General features: G+C 31.0%; 16 protein-coding genes. 6 read left to right on the top strand and 10 right to left on the bottom strand.

Features of this window, described 5'->3' with window-relative positions; all coding sequences use genetic code 11:
• Positions 1 to 4: 4 nt before the first annotated feature.
• Both H9I45_RS09295 and H9I45_RS09290 read right to left on the bottom strand, forming a co-directional pair.
• The gene (locus tag H9I45_RS09295; RefSeq protein ID WP_088354853.1) at positions 5 to 391 is read right to left on the bottom strand and encodes a cupin; all 387 of its coding nucleotides are present in this window, start codon (positions 389 to 391) and stop codon (positions 5 to 7) included.
• A 98-nt stretch (positions 392 to 489) separates the two neighbouring features.
• Positions 490 to 1,446, bottom strand: a complete 957-nt coding sequence (locus H9I45_RS09290; protein WP_088354854.1) for a polysaccharide deacetylase family protein — start codon at positions 1,444 to 1,446, stop codon at positions 490 to 492.
• 103 nt (positions 1,447 to 1,549) lie between these two features.
• On the opposite strand from H9I45_RS09290, the gene H9I45_RS09285 reads away from it, so the two are divergent.
• Positions 1,550 to 2,401 (top strand): AraC family transcriptional regulator, encoded by an 852-nt coding sequence (locus tag H9I45_RS09285; RefSeq protein WP_088354855.1) that lies wholly within the window; start codon positions 1,550 to 1,552, stop codon positions 2,399 to 2,401.
• Between the two features lie 132 nt (positions 2,402 to 2,533).
• Here H9I45_RS09285 and H9I45_RS09280 read toward each other — a convergent pair whose 3' ends face one another.
• The 6 genes from H9I45_RS09280 to H9I45_RS09255 all read right to left on the bottom strand — a co-directional run bounded on the left by H9I45_RS09280 (position 2,534) and on the right by H9I45_RS09255 (position 8,735).
• A complete protein-coding gene (locus H9I45_RS09280) occupies positions 2,534 to 4,843 on the bottom strand; it encodes a TonB-dependent receptor (RefSeq protein ID WP_088354856.1) in 2,310 nt (769 codons plus the stop codon).
• A 482-nt stretch (positions 4,844 to 5,325) separates the two neighbouring features.
• Positions 5,326 to 5,730, bottom strand: coding sequence for an alternative ribosome rescue aminoacyl-tRNA hydrolase ArfB (gene arfB / locus H9I45_RS09275; protein ID WP_088354857.1), 405 nt, complete (start codon positions 5,728 to 5,730; stop codon positions 5,326 to 5,328).
• Between the two features lie 81 nt (positions 5,731 to 5,811).
• Positions 5,812 to 6,471 carry an AAA family ATPase gene (locus H9I45_RS09270; RefSeq protein WP_088354858.1) on the bottom strand — a complete coding sequence of 220 codons (660 nt, stop codon included), beginning with the start codon at positions 6,469 to 6,471 and terminating at the stop codon, positions 5,812 to 5,814.
• Positions 6,432 to 7,064: a nicotinamide riboside transporter PnuC gene (gene pnuC, locus H9I45_RS09265; protein ID WP_088354859.1), complete on the bottom strand. Its 633-nt coding sequence runs from the start codon at positions 7,062 to 7,064 to the stop codon at positions 6,432 to 6,434. The genes H9I45_RS09270 and pnuC overlap by 40 nt, the downstream gene beginning before the upstream one ends.
• A gap of 267 nt (positions 7,065 to 7,331) precedes the next feature.
• On the bottom strand, positions 7,332 to 8,057 hold the full coding sequence (locus tag H9I45_RS09260) for a phosphoglycerol geranylgeranyltransferase (protein ID WP_088354860.1): 726 nt from the start codon (positions 8,055 to 8,057) through the stop codon (positions 7,332 to 7,334).
• Positions 8,058 to 8,108: 51 nt separating this feature from the next.
• Complete coding sequence (locus H9I45_RS09255) at positions 8,109 to 8,735, bottom strand: 4'-phosphopantetheinyl transferase family protein (protein ID WP_088354861.1); 627 nt, start codon at positions 8,733 to 8,735, stop codon at positions 8,109 to 8,111.
• Positions 8,736 to 8,797: 62 nt separating this feature from the next.
• On the opposite strand from H9I45_RS09255, the gene ahcY reads away from it, so the two are divergent.
• The 5 genes from ahcY to H9I45_RS09230 all read left to right on the top strand — a co-directional run bounded on the left by ahcY (position 8,798) and on the right by H9I45_RS09230 (position 14,376).
• Positions 8,798 to 10,105 (top strand): adenosylhomocysteinase, encoded by a 1,308-nt coding sequence (gene ahcY, locus H9I45_RS09250; protein WP_088354862.1) that lies wholly within the window; start codon positions 8,798 to 8,800, stop codon positions 10,103 to 10,105.
• A 593-nt stretch (positions 10,106 to 10,698) separates the two neighbouring features.
• Positions 10,699 to 11,166: a DUF1569 domain-containing protein gene (locus H9I45_RS09245; RefSeq protein ID WP_088354863.1), complete on the top strand. Its 468-nt coding sequence runs from the start codon at positions 10,699 to 10,701 to the stop codon at positions 11,164 to 11,166.
• A 28-nt stretch (positions 11,167 to 11,194) separates the two neighbouring features.
• Positions 11,195 to 12,625 carry an SLC13 family permease gene (locus tag H9I45_RS09240; protein ID WP_088354864.1) on the top strand — a complete coding sequence of 477 codons (1,431 nt, stop codon included), beginning with the start codon at positions 11,195 to 11,197 and terminating at the stop codon, positions 12,623 to 12,625.
• Positions 12,626 to 12,724: 99 nt separating this feature from the next.
• Positions 12,725 to 13,090, top strand: a complete 366-nt coding sequence (locus tag H9I45_RS09235) for a S24 family peptidase (RefSeq protein ID WP_088354865.1) — start codon at positions 12,725 to 12,727, stop codon at positions 13,088 to 13,090.
• Positions 13,087 to 14,376, top strand: a complete 1,290-nt coding sequence (locus H9I45_RS09230; protein WP_088354866.1) for a Y-family DNA polymerase — start codon at positions 13,087 to 13,089, stop codon at positions 14,374 to 14,376. The genes H9I45_RS09235 and H9I45_RS09230 overlap by 4 nt, the downstream gene beginning before the upstream one ends.
• Before the next feature lie 62 nt (positions 14,377 to 14,438).
• Here H9I45_RS09230 and H9I45_RS09225 read toward each other — a convergent pair whose 3' ends face one another.
• Positions 14,439 to 14,846, bottom strand: coding sequence for a heavy-metal-associated domain-containing protein (locus H9I45_RS09225; protein ID WP_088354867.1), 408 nt, complete (start codon positions 14,844 to 14,846; stop codon positions 14,439 to 14,441).
• A gap of 51 nt (positions 14,847 to 14,897) precedes the next feature.
• Complete coding sequence (locus tag H9I45_RS09220; RefSeq protein ID WP_088354868.1) at positions 14,898 to 17,153, bottom strand: TonB-dependent receptor; 2,256 nt, start codon at positions 17,151 to 17,153, stop codon at positions 14,898 to 14,900.
• Positions 17,154 to 17,221: the final 68 nt, after the last annotated feature.

Below are 17,221 nucleotides of genomic sequence, written 5' to 3'. Positions count from 1 at the left end.
ATTATTATTTTTTAAATTCTACAGTGGTAAATAGTAATGTAGATGTACCAATGTTTTCTAAATTGTGTATAAAGTAATTACTTTCGTTTAAATCGTTAAAGTAACTAACGTCGTTTTTTTTATATGCTGTTTCATCTATTCTTCCATCACTATAAAAAGATCTTGATTTTCCAGCAGTAATTGCTGTATAAAAATACGGTTTGGAATGTTTGTGAAAAGGTAAAGATTTTCCTGCCAATAATTGAATGTTCCAAACTTTAAAAGTATCGGTTTCTAATAATAATTGTTCGCCAACAACTTCGTTATTTTCTGCAATTTTTAGCGCTTCTTTTAATTCATCTGTCCAAAAAGAATCCCAATTTCCTTTTTTATTAATTTCTATAGTTTTCATTATTATTCCTGATTTTTAGCCCTGATTGAGCGGTTTGTCTGAAATCCTTTTTGCTATTTCTGCAAAAAGATTGAGTAGCGAAAGCAGGTTCCTGGCTTCTAATTATTAAACTTGAATTCAGAATTATCTTCAGGCGTATTTGGGTCGTCTTTTACCATATTTGCAATTTCATCTTTACGCATAAACACAACTCCTGTGTGCTCTTTTGCGTATTTTATAAATTGATCTACTGCATTTACAACTGCTGGAGCTCCACCAATTCTATCGTGCATACTTATAGACATCATGCGTCTTTTTGTTGCGCCTTCTTTGTATAATTGATCAAATTCCATTTTTAATTGTGCTAAATGTTGGTCTGGACTCCAATTTTTTCCTTCGATATTTACAATGTCGTTATTTCTTAAAGTGTAAGGCATTACCACAAAGTTTTTGCCTCTAACTTTTGTCACGAAAGGCTCGTCTCTACTTAAATCGTCTATATGATATAGAAAATCTAATTCCTGCAAAACTTTTAATGTATTTACACCTCTTCGCAACCAATTTGCATTATAACCACGACCTCTTTGGCCTGTGATTGCTTCTACTGTGTCAATTCCTTTTTTGATGAAATCTAGTTCGTCTTTATAACTTAAATTCCATTGATCTTTCCAAGCAATACCATGTGCAGCAATTTCATGACCACCATTTGCAATGGCTTTTGCAACATCTGGATATTTTATGGCAGCTTCACCAACGACATGTGAAGTAACATGAATGTCGTGTTTTTTCCAAAGGTTTAACATTCTGTAAACTCCTTCTTTTGCTCCATAACGAAACCAACTTTCTGCTGGCATATCTACGTTTCCCAATGGTAATGGATTTCCAGAAAAAGGACTTTCTGCACCTTCTGGTTGTCCACCAGTTTCGAATTGCATAGATACTGAAATAACCAATTGCGCTCCATTTGGCCAATAGCTTTTTCCGTTCTTAATTTGATTACTTAATTCTTTTTTAGCATCACAAGCAGAAAATGTTATGAGTATAATAGCAGCTATTGTTTTGTATAATGTTTTCATTTTTTAAATTTCTTTCCTTTATAATTACAGTACAAAATTAGAGTAGAAGAACACAAAGGGTGTTGTATAAATACATTGTATATTTGTACAAAACCATTAAAGTGTGATTAAAAGATTTACAATTTTAAAATCTATTGATATTGTTGAGTTTGAAGCTGAAAAAACTTGGGGATATCCAAAGCACAAACACAATTTTTTTGAACTTACCTTTATCTTAAAAGGAAAGGGAAAGCATGTGTTTAACGATAGTGATGTTACTTACGAAAAAGGAGATGTTTTCTTTTTAACACCTAAAGACGAACATGAATTTCTGGTGGAAGAACCTTCTAAATTTGGAATTTTAAAATTTACAGAACAACTTTTTTTAGAAAACACAAGTTTTAATACAGATAAAGATTTAAAGGCACAAGTGGAAGAAATAATTTTTAATTCTTCAATTTCAGATAAAAGTATAAATGCCTATAAAGAAGATAAAAAGCAATTATTGTATTTGTATAAAATGATTAAAACGGAATTAGAAAACCCTAATTTACGCAGTAGAAATATTATTTTAGAACTCTTTGGTGCGCTTTTATTAATTATTTCTAGAAATTTAATTTCTAATGTAGATTATTTATCTAACCCTATTTTATCTGAAAAAGAAAAAATTGAAAACATTTTAGGATACATAAGATTGCATCTTTTTGATGCTGATAAAATGAAAACTAAAGCGTTGGCAGATACCTTTAATATGTCTGCAAATTACATTAGTATTTATGTAAAAAAACAGACAGGAATTTCGATAAAAGATTACATTATAAAATCGAAATTAAAATTGGCGGAAAGACTTTTAAAGGAAAGTAATTTAAACATTACCCAAATTGCGGCAAAAACTGGCTTTGTAGATGTGAGCCATTTTAGTAAAATATTCAAAAATAAATACGGAAAAAGACCAAGCGAATATTATAAAAAGTAAAAGAGGTTGTCTGAAAAATATTGAAATGTCATTTCGACTGTAATGGAGAAATCTTATTTTTTTAAAATATAGATTTTTCGACTTTATTTAAAATGATTTGTTATTTTTCAGATAACCTCTTTTATGTATTTCTTAGAATTTTAAAGTAACTCCAACTAAGAAATTTCTTGTGGCTTGTGGGTAATAATAAATATATCCACCACCATAATCAATCGCATTAGCTACATATTCTTTATTGAAAATGTTGTTTACCAATCCAGTAAAAATAATTGATTTAAAAACTTTATTTGGTTTTATCTGATAGACCAAATTCAAATCACTTGTTAAATAACTTTCTAATTTAGAATCTGTATCTCCAATATTATTTAAAAATTGTTCGCCAACATATTTAGAAAATAAAGAAATCTCTATATTGTTTAAAGGTTTGTAAGTAAGAACATTACCAAAAACAATATCTGGTGAATAAGATAAATTAGTATCTCCTAAACTTTTAGGAGCTCCATTTTCTTCAATAAAAAAATCTTGATTTTTATTGCTACTAAATGCCACATTTGGACGAACAGAAAATTGATCTGAAAGTGTAATATCTGCATCTATTTCTAAACCTAATCTGTAACTGTTTCCAGAAGTTGCTCTAATTGGAGCACCAACATCATCCAAAGCACCTGTTAATACCAACTGATTTTTATAGTTCATATAATAAATATTGGTGTTTAATTTTACAGTTTCCTTTTTAAAACGCCAACCCAATTCGTAATCGTGTAAAGTCTCTGGAGTAGTAACTCCGTTTTCGAAATCGTTTCTATTTGGTTCTCTATTTGCCACTGCAAAAGAAGCGTATAAATTGTTATCGTTGTTAATTTCGTAAGTAAAACCAAACTTCGGGTTAAAGAAATTAAAATTGGCATCCACATCAATAGGCACAATATCCGAAGTAATTCCTTTGGTTTTATAATTTACAAAACGTCCTTGTAAATCCACGTAAACACCTAATTTTTCACTAACATCGAAAGTTGCTTTTGCAAAAGCAGAAAAGTCTGTTTTTTGTGCATCAGAAAAATAATAACGATCTCTAATATTGGCATTTGTACCAAATTGTTTTGCCCAAATTACTTCACCAAAATGATCTCCATCATATTTGGAATACGATATTCCTGAAACAAAATTTATGCCTTCTGCTTTATAATTTGTGCTAAAGTTTATTACATGAAAATCGTTATCTAACCAACGTCTTACAATTAAATCGGTTTCGCCATTTCCATTTGTAGCTTCTACAATTCCGCCAAAATCAGATACATCTTCATCTTCTTTAAACTGCTCGAAATATCCTGAACCTTTGGTATAATTCAGCCCTAAATTTGTCGACCAATTTTCGTTAATTTTCTCATTCCAATGCAATTGATAATGATTTTGTTCGTAATTATCAACTTCATTTTCGTAAGTATATGGGTTTTGTCTTCTATCTTCCTCCAATTGTTGTTTCGTTAAACCAAACCAAGATTGATACGTTCTTTCTTTTCCACCAAAAGTAATGGCTTTTATCAACGTATTTTCATCAGAATAACTTCCTTGTAAATAGTACGATTTTAAATCAGAAAAAGCTCTGTCTACATAACCATCCGAATAAATATTAGACAAACGTCCTGCAATTTCTATGTTGTTATTTAGCTTACCAGTGCTAAATTTTACGGTATGTTTTCTGGTTGCAAAAGAACCAAAAGAGTTCGAAATTTCTCCAAAAGCTTCCTCTGAAACTGCATCCGTTAAAATATTTAAACTCGCACCAAAAGCACCAGAACCGTTTGTAGAAGTTCCAACTCCACGTTGCAATTGCAAATTCTGAGTAGAAGAAGCAAAATCGCCTAAATTCACCCAAAAACTACCATGACTTTCTGCATCGTTATAAGGAATTCCATTTACAGTTACATTAATTCGCTCGCCATTAGAACCACGAACGCTCATGTATGTGTAACCAACTCCAGCACCAGCATCACTAGACGAAACTACGTTTGGCAAATAATTCATTAAAATAGGAATGTCTTGCCCTAAATTACGTTTCGCAATTTCTTTCTTCGACAAGTTCGAAAAAGTAACAGGCACATCTGCATTTACACGAACTGCAGAAACCAAAATTTCTCCTAATTGTGTAGCATCTGGGTTCAGCTGAATTACATATTCTTCGTTTTTCGAGATGGTTATTTTCTCTGAAATGGTTTTGTAACCAATAAAAGAAGCTTGCAAAGTATAAACACCTTTTGGGAGTTTAAGACTAAAATTTCCGTCGAAATCTGTTGCAGTTCCTTTTTTAGTTTCTTTCACTAAAATGGTTGCACCAAATAACGGTTTTTTGTTTTCGTCGACAATTTTTCCTGAAAATGTAAACGATTGGGCGTTTGCAAGTATACTTGCAAACAAGAATAAAAAAATGGATATTTTTTTCATTTTAAAAAATTTAAAACGAATAAAAAGAGGTAATTATTCTTGCGATTAATATTGAATAATTAAAATTTGTCATTATTAGAAGGTTTCGAATTGGTAATCTCTTCAAAATTAAAGATTACTTCATATTCACCTTCTCATAACATGTTGTACAAATGGCGATTATCGCCTCCCTAAACAGCATTACCTGTTCTAGGTTCTTTGGGTATGATCTCAGCCTTTTCCAGTATCCAGTCATTAGTATGCAGTTTGCAGTTTAACTGCCTACTGAATAGTAAAAAACTGCCAACTAAAATTAGCACCCCTTTATGAGAACGCCGCAAAATTAAGTTGGAAAAATTTAATGTGAAACTAAAAAGTGATTTATTTTTTAGAAGCTATTTCCTGCTTTCACTACTCGCTTTTTTATCTCTTTAAAAAAAGAGATAAAAAGAGCTCAAACAAACCGTTCAATCAGGGCTAAGTGTACTTGCAAACTTTTAGCTTTAATCTAACTTGGGTTTTTTTCTAAGTGCTTTTTTAAGAGAAGTTCTTTTATTTTTTTCAATACCTTTTTTAACAGAAGCTCTGCTTGGTTTTGTTTTTCTTCTTTTTTTAGGACGAATTAAATTCAATTTTATCAATTCTAAAAAACGTTTAATAGCAATTTCTTTGTTTCTGTGTTGAGAACGCGTTTCCTCACAAAACAGAATAAGCGAATTTTCTTTGGTTAATTTCGAAGAAAGTTTCGTTTTCAAAAGTTCTTTTTCTCTATCAGAAAGTGATAACGAGTTTTCTAAATCGAAAGTCAGTTCAATTTTAGACGATGTTTTATTTACATGTTGCCCACCAGCACCAGAACTTCTAATGGCCTTAAAATTTAATTCTTTTATGATGTTTTCTGTGTTCATTTTTATTGTTAGAAACAAGAATAAACAAAAAAGAAAATAGATGAGTTTCTTTATTCTTACCTTTTGTTTCTCTTTTCTATTTTAATATTCATAAGAGTTCCCAAAACCCTCCGAATTTTGATGTAAAAAATGCATATCTAAATCTTGCAAAGTATCAGAAAAAGAGTGTAAATTTTTCTTTTCTTTCAGAATTTTATCAATGGCTTTTGTGGCATTTTTTAAACGAGTTTCTTTGTCACCTTTTAATAAAATATAATTTTTGTTATGAGTTTTTAGAGCGTTCTCAAAAGCATTAAACATTTCTAAACGTTGTTCTGGTCTGTCACGTAAATCGTCTTCTTCCCAAGGCGTATCTATATAAGTTAGTAAATACAAATCGTATTCATTTTTATTTGCAGCTTCGTTTAATTTGTCGTCCACAAAACCACCATAAAATTCTTCAGAATATACTTTTGTTTCCAATAGATCTGTATCACAAATAAGAATTTTATCTGCTTTTTTAGCCAAGGAATTCTCTAATTCCATTTGTCCGATTGCAATAGGTAATAAATCGTCTTTTTCGCAAGTTTTACGTTCGTTGTTCCATTTATTTTGTAAATATTCGCGTGCAAATTCAGGCGCCCAAACAGTATTGTAGTGTCTTGCTAAATGTCGAGAAAGTGTTGTTTTTCCAGAAGATTCTGGACCAAATAAAACAACTTTTACGATGTTAATTGGGTTTTGTGTAAGCTCTTTTTCCATGCTAAATAACCAAAAATGGCAATAAAAGTAAATCCAAAATATTGAAAACTTGTAAAAGTGAATCCTTTATACAAATATAAAGGTACAGAAATTAGGTCTCCAACAATCCAAAAAAGCCAGTTTTCTACTTTTCTTTTTGCCATTAACCACATACCTACAAAGAAAATTCCAGTGGTAATGGTATCTACATAAGCAACCCAACTTGTCCATTTATTAAAATAATTATACACAATATAAACGAAAACTAAGGTTGCTAAAAATATTAAAAATGCTGTTTTTTTCTCTTTAGAAGTTGTCCCAGAAATAGGAGTTACTTGAGTTTCATCGACTTTACGCGTCCAAATATACCAACCATAAACACTCATTATAAAATAATATGCATTTATCATCATATCTCCTAAAAGTTCCCATTTTAATAAAAGATACACAAAAATTACGGTGCTAATCATTCCTGTTGGAAACACCCAAATTTTATTTTGTTTCGAAAACCAAACAGATAAAAAACCAAAAATTACGGCAATAATTTCGAGAACAATATCTATGGTTGCGTATTCTTTATATTGAGAAAAAAAGAAATCAAAAATTTCTGACATTAGGATTTTATTTTGAAGCTGTAAATTTAGTCAATTTGTTATTCTAAGGTTAGATAGAATTTGTTTTTTTGCATTTTGTCATCCTTGCAAGTTTTGTTATTCCTGCCTTTCGACTTCGCTCAAGATAAACTCCAACTGGAATCCATAATTAGTAAATAAATAAGCTATTAATAATCCATTTAAACAAATACTTCTTTCAATAATTAATTTTTTCGTATTTAAAAAGTTGGTTTGGATTCCTGCCTTCGCAGGAATGACAAGCGAGTTTTATTTTTTCAAATTATTAAAAAAGCTTTCGTCATTTTCAAAAGCAGTTCCAATAACTACCAAATTTGCACCTGAATTAAAAGCTGCATCTAACTGTTTTTTAGAACGAATTCCACCACCAACAATTAAAGGAATAGAAAGATTATTCTCCACAAGAGTTATAATGTTTTCGTCCACAGGAACTGTGGCTCCTGAGCCAGCTTCTAAATAAATAAGTTTTTTGCCAGAAAATTCACCAGCCAAAGCTGTGTTTAAAATAAGCGTTTTATTTTCTTGCGGAATTGGTTTTGTGTTGCTAACTTTTTGCGTGGCAGTTTCTTTTTTTCCATCAATTAAAATGTAGCCTGTTGGAATAATTTCTAAGTCTGTTTTTTTTAAAAACGGAACACTTTTTATTTGTTGTTCAATTAAATATTCAGGATTTCTTCCAGAAAGCAAGCTTAAAAACAGAATTCCATCTGCTTTATTGGTTATTTGAGAAACATCACCAGGAAATAAAATTATAGGTAATTTTGTAGCTTTTTTTATAGCAGAAACAACAGCTTCAGTTTCATTATTAACATCTGTACTTCCACCCACAAAAATATGAGTTGCCATAGATTGGTGTACTTTTTCAAAAAAAGAAGGAATATTTTGGAGTTCTATTTTTTCAGGATCAATTAAAACAGCCAATAATTTTTTGCCTTCTTTTTTTGCTTGTAAGATGTTTTGGTAGATATTCACGATTGCGAAAATACAAACTTTGCTACTTTGTCACTTTTAACTTTGTTACTTATTTTAACATGCATAAACACAAGTAAACCCTTCAAACTCTAAGAACTCAATATTATAAGAAGATTGTTCACCATCAAAACGAATATCACCAGTGGTTTTTTTATCCTCAAATTTAAAATCTTCAATATAAATATGATGCAGAAATAAAAGTTTTTTCTTTCCGTAGATTTTATACAAGCTCTCTTTTGCACCCCAAACAATGGTTAGTTTGCTAATTTTAGCATCTACATTGGCAATCGTATTATACTCTTCAATTGGCGTGAATTTATGCGCGATTTTTAAAATTTTATCACGTTGTTTTTCAATGTCAATACCAACATGTAAATCATCAGAAACAATAATTGCAGTAAACGTAAAGGAATGTGTAATGGAAATAAATTTCCCGTCTTTTAAATGTGGTTTTCCAAATTCATCATAAATTAAGTCGAAATCTGTATACCCTACTTTTTTTAATAAATGTCTTATGCTTAAAAAACCTTTTTGATGTAGTTCCGATTTCATTGAATTCAAACGAGTTGTACTATTTTCAGAAAGGGAGATTCCTTCTTTTAAGCTAGGAATAGATTCCTCAATCTTCCAAATCAGGACTTTAGTTGTTTTGTTAACCGTTAATGTTTTGTAAAGAGCCATATTTTTTAATTTCTATGTCGTAACTTTGCAGTCGCAAAAAATAGAATATAAATATACACAATATGAGCGCAAATACAGCATACGTTCCATTTAAAGTTAAAGATATTTCTTTAGCTGATTGGGGAAGAAAAGAAATTGAATTGGCAGAAGCAGAAATGCCAGGGTTAATGAGTTTAAGAGAAGAATATGGAGATAGCCAGCCTTTAAAAGGTGCAAGAATTGCAGGTTGTTTACATATGACCATTCAAACTGCGGTTTTAATTGAAACCTTACAAGCTTTAGGAGCAGACGTTACTTGGAGTTCTTGTAATATTTTTTCTACACAAGACCAAGCTGCTGCTGCAATTGCTGCAACAGGAACACCTGTTTATGCGTGGAAAGGAATGAACGAAGAAGAATTCGATTGGTGTATTGAGCAAACATTATTTTTTGGTGAAGACAAAAAACCATTAAATATGATTTTAGATGATGGTGGAGATTTAACCAACATGGTTTTAGATCGTTATCCAGAATTAGCTGCAGGAATTAATGGATTGTCTGAAGAAACTACAACAGGAGTTCACAGATTATATGAGCGTGTAAAAAACGGGACATTACCAATGCCAGCAATAAATATTAACGATTCTGTTACAAAATCGAAATTCGATAATAAATATGGTTGTAAAGAAAGTGCAGTAGATGCAATTCGTAGAGCAACAGATATTATGTTAGCAGGAAAACGTGTAACTGTTTGTGGTTATGGAGATGTTGGTAAAGGAACAGCAGCTTCTTTTAAAGGTGCAGGATCTATTGTTACAGTTACAGAAATCGACCCAATTTGTGCATTACAAGCAGCAATGGATGGTTTCGAAGTTAAGAAATTAGAAACTGTAGTTGCAACTTCCGATATTATTATTACAACAACAGGAAACAAAGGAATTGTTAGAGGCGAACATTTCGAAGCAATGAAAGACAAAGTAATCGTTGCAAACATTGGTCATTTCGATAATGAAATTGATGTTCCTTATTTAAATGCAAACAGCGAAAAAATTGAAATTAAGCCACAAGTAGACAAATATAATATCAATGGAAAAGATATTATTTTGTTGGCAGAAGGACGTTTGGTAAACTTAGGTTGTGCAACTGGTCACCCAAGTTTTGTAATGTCTAACTCATTTACAAACCAAACTTTGGCGCAAATGGAACTTTGGAACAATGCAAAAGCATACAAAAACGAAGTATATATGTTACCAAAACATTTAGATGAAAAAGTAGCGTATTTACACTTGGCAAAAATAGGTGTAGAGTTAACAGAATTGAGTAAAGAGCAAGCCGATTATATTGGTGTAACTCAAGCAGGGCCTTACAAGCCAGAACATTATAGATACTAAATAGTTGTTAGTTTTTGGTTATTAGTAGTAGCCTGAATTAAAAAACTAAATGTCATTTCGACCTTGTGGAGAAATCTCATAAAACACGAAAACTCTTTCATTAATTTGAAGGAGTTTTTTTATTTGGGCGTTTTAACAGGCTTTCACTACTCGCTTTTTTTGTTTTAAAAAAAACAAAAAAGAGCTCAAACAAACCGTTCAATCCTTAACGCGAGTTTTAAAGACATTTCACTTATTAACAGGATAATAACAATTATGTTTACTTTTTTTGTTTACAAATAAAAGTTGCAATGACAGATTGAACAACACTAATAGTCAGTATATTTGTAAAAGCAAAAGAGACGCAGTTATGCATCTCTTTGTTTTGGAATAAAAAGTAGAACTTACTAACTTCTGTTGTAAAGAAGCTTAAAGTTCAAAAATTTAGAGAGTTCTTTCAGTTGTAATGAAAGGACTCTTTTTTATTTATACAAATGTATAGATTTATTTTCTGGATGTGGTGGATTACTGTTAGGATTTAATAACAATATTTTAGTTTTAGATATTAACAGTATTAATTTTAACTATCTTTAATAAAAAAACAAAAAATCTAAATGAAAACAAACACTTCAACTTTAGAAAATAAACTAAATAAAATAGAAAATTACATTCCAGATTTCGAGCGTATAAATACAAAAGCTTCAAAAGCGAATGTTGCTTGGCATTTAGACCATAGTTTAAAAGTAATTAATTCTGTAGTTGGTGTTTTGCAAAATTCAGACCCAAATTTATATAAAGACAATTTTAGTTTTTTAGGAAAAGTATTATTAAAATTCAATTTTTTTCCAAAAGGAAAAGCGAAAGCACCAAAACATGTTTTGCCTCCAGAAATAGTTTCAAAAGAAGACATTATTTCTCAGTTAACTGCAGCAAAAGAGAATATTAAAGAAATCGAAAAATTAGATGCAAATGCTTTTTTCAAACACCCAATGTTTGGGAATGTAAATAAAATAAGAGTAGTTCCTTTTTTAAATGCACATACAAATCATCATTTAAAAATTGTAAAAAGTATTTTGAAATAGTTATTTTGCAAGAGCTTAATCAACTAAAATGCAACCATCACAAAAAATAGGGTTATTACTTGGCCCGTTTTTATTTTTTCTTATCCAGTTTCTACCAATTACTTTAGTATCAGAAAAAGCAGATGCAGTAATTGCAGTAGCTATTTGGATGGTAATTTGGTGGATTACAGAAACTGTAAATATTGCAGTTACAGCTTTGTTGCCTCTTATTTTATTTCCATTATTAAAGATTATGTCAATTGCAGATGTTGGCGCCAATTATGGGAGTCCAATTATCTTTTTATTCTTTGGTGGTTTTATATTGGCTTTGGCTTTAGAGAAAGTAAATTTACATAAAAGAATCGCGTTAAATATCGTAAAATATACAGGAACAACTCCTAATAAAGTAGTGCTAGGTTTTATGTTGGCAACTGCTTTTATGAGTATGTGGATTAGTAATACAGCATCTACAGTTGTAATGTTACCTATAGCAATATCTGTAATTCGACTTTTAATAAAAGACGAAGATGGTTTTACGAAAGGCGATAAAAACTTTGCATTAAGTATTATGTTGGGTATTGCTTTTGGCGCAAACGCAGGTGGAATAGCAACTGTTATTGGTACACCACCAAACTCTATTTTAATAGGTTTGTTAGAAAATCAATATAACATTCAGATTTCTTTTTTAACGTGGATGAGTTTTGGCTTGCCATTTTCTATCATTATGATTGTTGCTGTTTATTTTGTTTTGGTAAAATGGATGTTTCCTTGTAAAGACATTTTATTTACTGCTTCAGGAAATATTATAGAAGATGAGATTAAAAAATTAGGTAAAATATCTAAAGAAGAAAAAAGGGTTTTAACCGTTTTTGCAATAACAGTGTCACTTTGGATTACTAGAACAATTATCAATAGTATTTTTCCAGAATTAAAATTATCTGATACGATTATCAGTTTAATTGGTGCAGTTTCTCTATTCGCAATTCCTATGAACTTCAAAAAAGGAAATTTTATTTTAGAATGGAAAGACACCAGCAAATTAGCATGGGGAATTTTAATTCTTTTTGGTGGAGGTTTGGCACTCGCAAAAGGAATGGATTCTAGTGGTTTGGTAGATTTAATAACTGAAACAATTTCGGCTGGTAATTTCCCAGTTTTACTCACAGTTTCTCTATTAATTTTATTGATGTTGTTTATGACAGAAATAATGAGTAACGTAGCTTTGGTAGCAGTTTTAGCACCAGTTGTTGCTGGTATTGCAATCGGCTTAAATATTCCTATTTTAAACTTATTAATTCCTGTAACCATGGCAAGCAGTTGTGCTTTTATGCTACCAATGGCAACACCACCAAATGCCATTGTTTTTGCAAGTGGTTATGTAAAAGTAAACCAAATGGTTAGAGCAGGAATTTTCTTAAACTTAATAGCTGTTGGGTTATTGATTTTGTATTATCAGTTTATTATTCCGTTATTTTTTTAATCATTTCATAATTAGAACCTTCGCTTTTTATTTTCATTTTGTTGATTAGTTTTTTTGAAATTAACATTTGCGCATTTCTTTTTCTCGTAATTTTAAAGTGTGAAACAGGAAGAAGTAAAATTAGTTGAAAAAACGAAAAAAAGCTACAGAGTTGCGCGTCCAAATCAGACGGGTTTCTCTAGTCCTGCAACACATTATACAGAACCAAGAATCGATTTAAACGATGCTTTAATCGAAAATCCATCGTCCACTTTTTACGTAAGAGTTTCAGATAATAGTTTTAGCGAATTCGACATTTTCGAAAACGATGTTCTAATCATCGACAAATCGCTTACACCAAAAAACAATCAATTAGCAGTTGTTGTGCAAGCAGGATGTTTTCAAATTAATAGAATAGATTCAGACTCTAAAGAGGAAATTCAGCTTTGGGGTGTAATTACTTACATTATAAAATCTACTTTATGATTGCTTTAGTAGATTGCAACAGTTTTTACGCTTCTTGCGAACAAGTTTTTAGACCCGATTTACAAGGAAAACCAGTCGTTGTTTTAAGCAATAACGATGGTTGTGTAATTGCTGCAAATAAAGAAGCAAAAGCGTTGGCACACATTCCTATGTTTCAGCCAGTTTTTAAAATAAAAAACATTTTAAAAGCCAATAATGTAACTTGTTTCTCATCTAATTATACCTTGTATGCAGATATGTCTCAGCGAGTTATGGACACCTTACGAGAATTTTCGCCAATTGTAGAAGAATATAGCATTGACGAAAGTTTTGTCGATTTATCGCATTATAATAATGATGAGCTGGATGAAATTGCTCATAAAATAAAAGAAAGAGTTCACAAAAATACAGGAGTTCCAGTTGGAGTAGGAGTTGCAAAAACAAAATCGCTTTCTAAAATGGCGAATAAATTTGCCAAGAAAATTCCTGAAAATAATGGAGTTTTCGTTGTAGATTCAGAAGAAAAAAGGCAATTTCTATTGAGTTCTGCCAAAGTAAAAGATATTTGGGGAGTTGGACGAAAACACACAATTCGCATAGAAAATACAGGAGCAAAAACAGCTTTAGATTTTGCAAACACCAATTTGGCGTGGGTTCGTAAAGAATTAACAGTTGTTGGAGAACGACTTTGGCGAGAATTAAATAATTTACCTTGTTTGGAATTGGTGACAGAAACCAGCGTAAAAAAAGGAATTGGAACCGCTAAATCTTTCGGAAAAAAATTGGCAGATTACAGCATTATTTCTGAAGCAACCAGTTTTTATGTGGCAGAAGTTGCAGATTTGTTGCGTCAGCAAGGTTCTGCTGCAGGTTGTATTGAAGTTTTTTTACAGACGAATTATTTTAGTAATTCCGACAACCAATATTCAAACAAAATTATAATTACTTTAGATACGCCTACAAATAGCACGATTAAACTAACGAAAGAAGCTTTAAAAGGACTCAAAAAAATATACAAACCAGGTTATCGCTATAAAAAAGTAGGTGTAAACTTATTTAATTTAGTACCAGAAAACCAAGTGCAAACAAGCCTTTTTTACGAAGAACATAAAAGTGAAAGCAAAGAACTAGGAAAAGTTATTGATGCTTTAAATAGTAAGTTTGGCAAAAACAAAGTAAAATTAGCAACTGTTGGTAACCGCGAAAAAGATTGGGCATTAATTAAAGAACACAGAAGCCCAAGATTTACGACTCAATGGAGTGAGTTGTTAACGATTGGAGGAAAAACTTCATCGATAAAGCTGTAATTTTAAAAACAAAAAATCCACACAATTTGCATGGATTTTATCATTTTATAAATGGAAATAATTTACTGTTTTTTTAATTCTCCATTATGATCTTCAACAATTTTACTATCTCTGTATTTACAGCAAGGATGTACAGACTCATAAGCCTTATCAGAAGCCATTAATTTTTTATCTTCATCTAAAATAATATCATGCCCAACTGCCATAATATTTTTATGAATAGTGGAGAGATCTGTTTTTCGCTCGTCCATAATTAGGTTCATTTGGTGCGATTTTACATCCCAAATTGCAAACTTTACACCTTTAGTTTTTAAAGCAGCAGTTTCTATACGTTTTTTACACATACCACAAATACCATCTACTGTAAAAGTAACTTTTGCGTTCCTTTTCTTTTTAACTTCTTTTTGTGTTTGTGCTTGCGTTGAAAACCCAAGCAAGAATAAACTGAATATGAATACTATTTTTTTCATTTTTTATAATTGTTTTTAAATTTAGGTCTCGACTGCGCTCGACCAGACATACTACTTTATTTTAAATCGTAAACCTGCATAAATTGCACGTCCGAATATTGGCGAGTACACTATTGTAGTATCAAAATTTGCGCCAAAAGGATTATCACTTGCTAAAATAGGATTTTTTTGTTGAACATTGGTCAAGTTTTCTGCTCCTAAATATACCTCGAACTTCTCTGAAAATACTCTTGTTACTTGACTATTTAATAATTGATAAGGATTAGAAAACTCAGCTAATTGATATTGACTTGGGTTAGATCTTGTATCTGGTAAACGCTGTTTTCCAATACTATTAAAAGTTGCATCAAACTTCCATTGAGCACCATTTTCTTGCAGAATTGTTTCATAAGAAAGGTTGGCAAAAAACCTGTTTTTAGGCTGAATTGGTTTCTGCAAATTACCAGATTTGTAATCTGTAGAAACATCGAAATATTTATAAGCGGTTCTTAAATTAAAGCCTTCTGCCAACTGATAATATAATTCAACTTGAAAACTATTAGCAACGCTTTTTCCATCTAAATCGTAAAAAGAAATTCCTTGAGGGTTCTCCCAATCAACAACAACTTGGTTGCTAAAATCGGTTCTATAAAAATCGAATGTAAGATCTCCTTTTTTATCAAAAATATTGAATTTTTGCATATAAGAAACTCCGTAATTCCAAGCAATTTCAGGGTTTAAACCGTAAATATTTCCACCAACATTATCAATATTAATTTGTCTAGAACTTACAAAAAATTGTTGATTTTCAGCAAAAATATTAGCACTTCTTTTTCCTCTTCCTGCAGAAGCTCTAAAAACTCCATTTTCCCAAGGAGCATACCTCAAGTGCAATCTTGGTGTTATAAAGTTCCCTAATAAATTATGAGCATCTACTCGCAAACCTGTTGTAAAACTAAAGTCGTCTAAATTATCGAACGCATATTCGAAAAAAGCACCCACAGATTGTTCTTTTCTTTTGAAATTTTCATCGAAAGTACCCACTTCAACAAGTTCATCATAGTTATCATAAGTAAAACTAATTCCTGTTTTAAACTTGTTTCTGGTATCTCCAATTATCGAATTAAAAAGTAAGTTAGAATACACACTTTCATGCTGAATGTCATACACATTCAGCCCAAAATAAGAATCTTGTTGATGGTTGCTATAAGCCAACTGAAAACCAAAACTTTGAAACGGAAGTTCAGGAAAAACATAGCCTAATTTTGCTGAAGTTTCAAAACGTTTTGTATCAATTTCACTTCCCCATGCATTTGTTGTTCGTTTATCTGTTTCAGGATTAAAGTTAAGTTCTCCAGTTTGTTTTTCATCTTTTAAATACCTGAAATTAATAAAACTAACCCAACCATTTTGTGCATCTGTATATTGCCAACGATTCATAACATTTATTTGCTTTGCTAAAGGCGCATCTAAAAAATTATCGTTGTTATTATCGAATTTTTCTCCTCTATAATTTCCATGAATGTATAAACCACTTTGCCATTTATCGGAAATTTTTTCATTAAAATGAGTGTTTAGTTCTAAGCGTCCGTTTAAAGAACTGTAGGCATTTAAAAAGAATTTATTGTCGGAAAATGGTTTTACCAATTCTGCATTTATTTGTCCGGAAATACTTTCGTAACCATTTACAACACTTCCTGCTCCTTTTGTAATTTGAATACTTTCCACCCAAGTTCCAGGTGTAAAAGTTAAACCAAAAGCTTGTGCAGCACCTCTAACTGAAGGTACATTTTCTTGCGTAATTAACAAATACGGACTTTTTAATCCCAGCATTTGTATTTGTCTTGTGCCAGTTAAAGCATCAGAAAAACTAACATCTATGGAAGGATTCGTTTCGAAACTTTCTGCCAAATTACAGCAAGCTGCTTTTAATAACTCGTCATTATTTACAGTAAACATGTTTGCAGTAGCAAATAAAGAACGTTGTGTGGCTCTTTTTTTACTTTTTACAGTAATTTCTTCGAGTTCACTTTCTGGAGTTATAAAATGACGAATCGTTTTTAAACTTGTAACTGTAATCGTATCTGTTTTATAACCAATATAACTTACGACCAATTTTTTATATTCGGGTTTATAGGGAATCGTAAACCAGCCTTTTTCGTTTGAAACTGCACCAATTGAAGTGTCTAGCCAATTTACAGTTGCACCTGAAATCCCTGAATTATTTTCAGGATTTTGTTTGTCCATAATCATTCCTTTTAAATTGCTTTGTGCAAAAAAGAGGATTGGAAATAGTAGTAAACAACTACTAAAAATATATTTTTTCATGAGTATTCATTTTATAATAAAGAACTAATTTTCTTCTGAGTTAGAAGATTTTTTTAGCTGAACTATTA

Source organism: Polaribacter haliotis (assembly GCF_014784055.1).
In the GTDB taxonomy this organism is placed as follows: Bacteria; Bacteroidota; Bacteroidia; order Flavobacteriales; family Flavobacteriaceae; genus Polaribacter; species Polaribacter haliotis.
The sequence above is the reverse complement of the archived record's forward strand: the minus strand, read 5'-3'. Positions and strand labels throughout refer to the sequence as shown.

Excerpts from the sequence above, each read along its gene's own strand:
- H9I45_RS09255 (WP_088354861.1), bottom strand. The coding sequence starts at position 8,735 with ATGGCTCTTTACAAAACATTAACGGTTAACAAAACAACTAAAGTCCTG.
- H9I45_RS09270 (WP_088354858.1), bottom strand. The coding sequence starts at position 6,471 with ATGGAAAAAGAGCTTACACAAAACCCAATTAACATCGTAAAAGTTGTT.
- H9I45_RS09220 (WP_088354868.1), bottom strand. The coding sequence starts at position 17,153 with ATGAAAAAATATATTTTTAGTAGTTGTTTACTACTATTTCCAATCCTC.
- ahcY (WP_088354862.1), top strand. The coding sequence starts at position 8,798 with ATGAGCGCAAATACAGCATACGTTCCATTTAAAGTTAAAGATATTTCT.
- arfB (WP_088354857.1), bottom strand. The coding sequence starts at position 5,730 with ATGAACACAGAAAACATCATAAAAGAATTAAATTTTAAGGCCATTAGA.
- H9I45_RS09290 (WP_088354854.1), bottom strand. The coding sequence starts at position 1,446 with ATGAAAACATTATACAAAACAATAGCTGCTATTATACTCATAACATTT.
- pnuC (WP_088354859.1), bottom strand. The coding sequence starts at position 7,064 with ATGTCAGAAATTTTTGATTTCTTTTTTTCTCAATATAAAGAATACGCA.
- H9I45_RS09280 (WP_088354856.1), bottom strand. The coding sequence starts at position 4,843 with ATGAAAAAAATATCCATTTTTTTATTCTTGTTTGCAAGTATACTTGCA.
- H9I45_RS09245 (WP_088354863.1), top strand. The coding sequence starts at position 10,699 with ATGAAAACAAACACTTCAACTTTAGAAAATAAACTAAATAAAATAGAA.
- H9I45_RS09230 (WP_088354866.1), top strand. The coding sequence starts at position 13,087 with ATGATTGCTTTAGTAGATTGCAACAGTTTTTACGCTTCTTGCGAACAA.
- H9I45_RS09240 (WP_088354864.1), top strand. The coding sequence starts at position 11,195 with ATGCAACCATCACAAAAAATAGGGTTATTACTTGGCCCGTTTTTATTT.
- H9I45_RS09225 (WP_088354867.1), bottom strand. The coding sequence starts at position 14,846 with ATGAAAAAAATAGTATTCATATTCAGTTTATTCTTGCTTGGGTTTTCA.
- H9I45_RS09295 (WP_088354853.1), bottom strand. The coding sequence starts at position 391 with ATGAAAACTATAGAAATTAATAAAAAAGGAAATTGGGATTCTTTTTGG.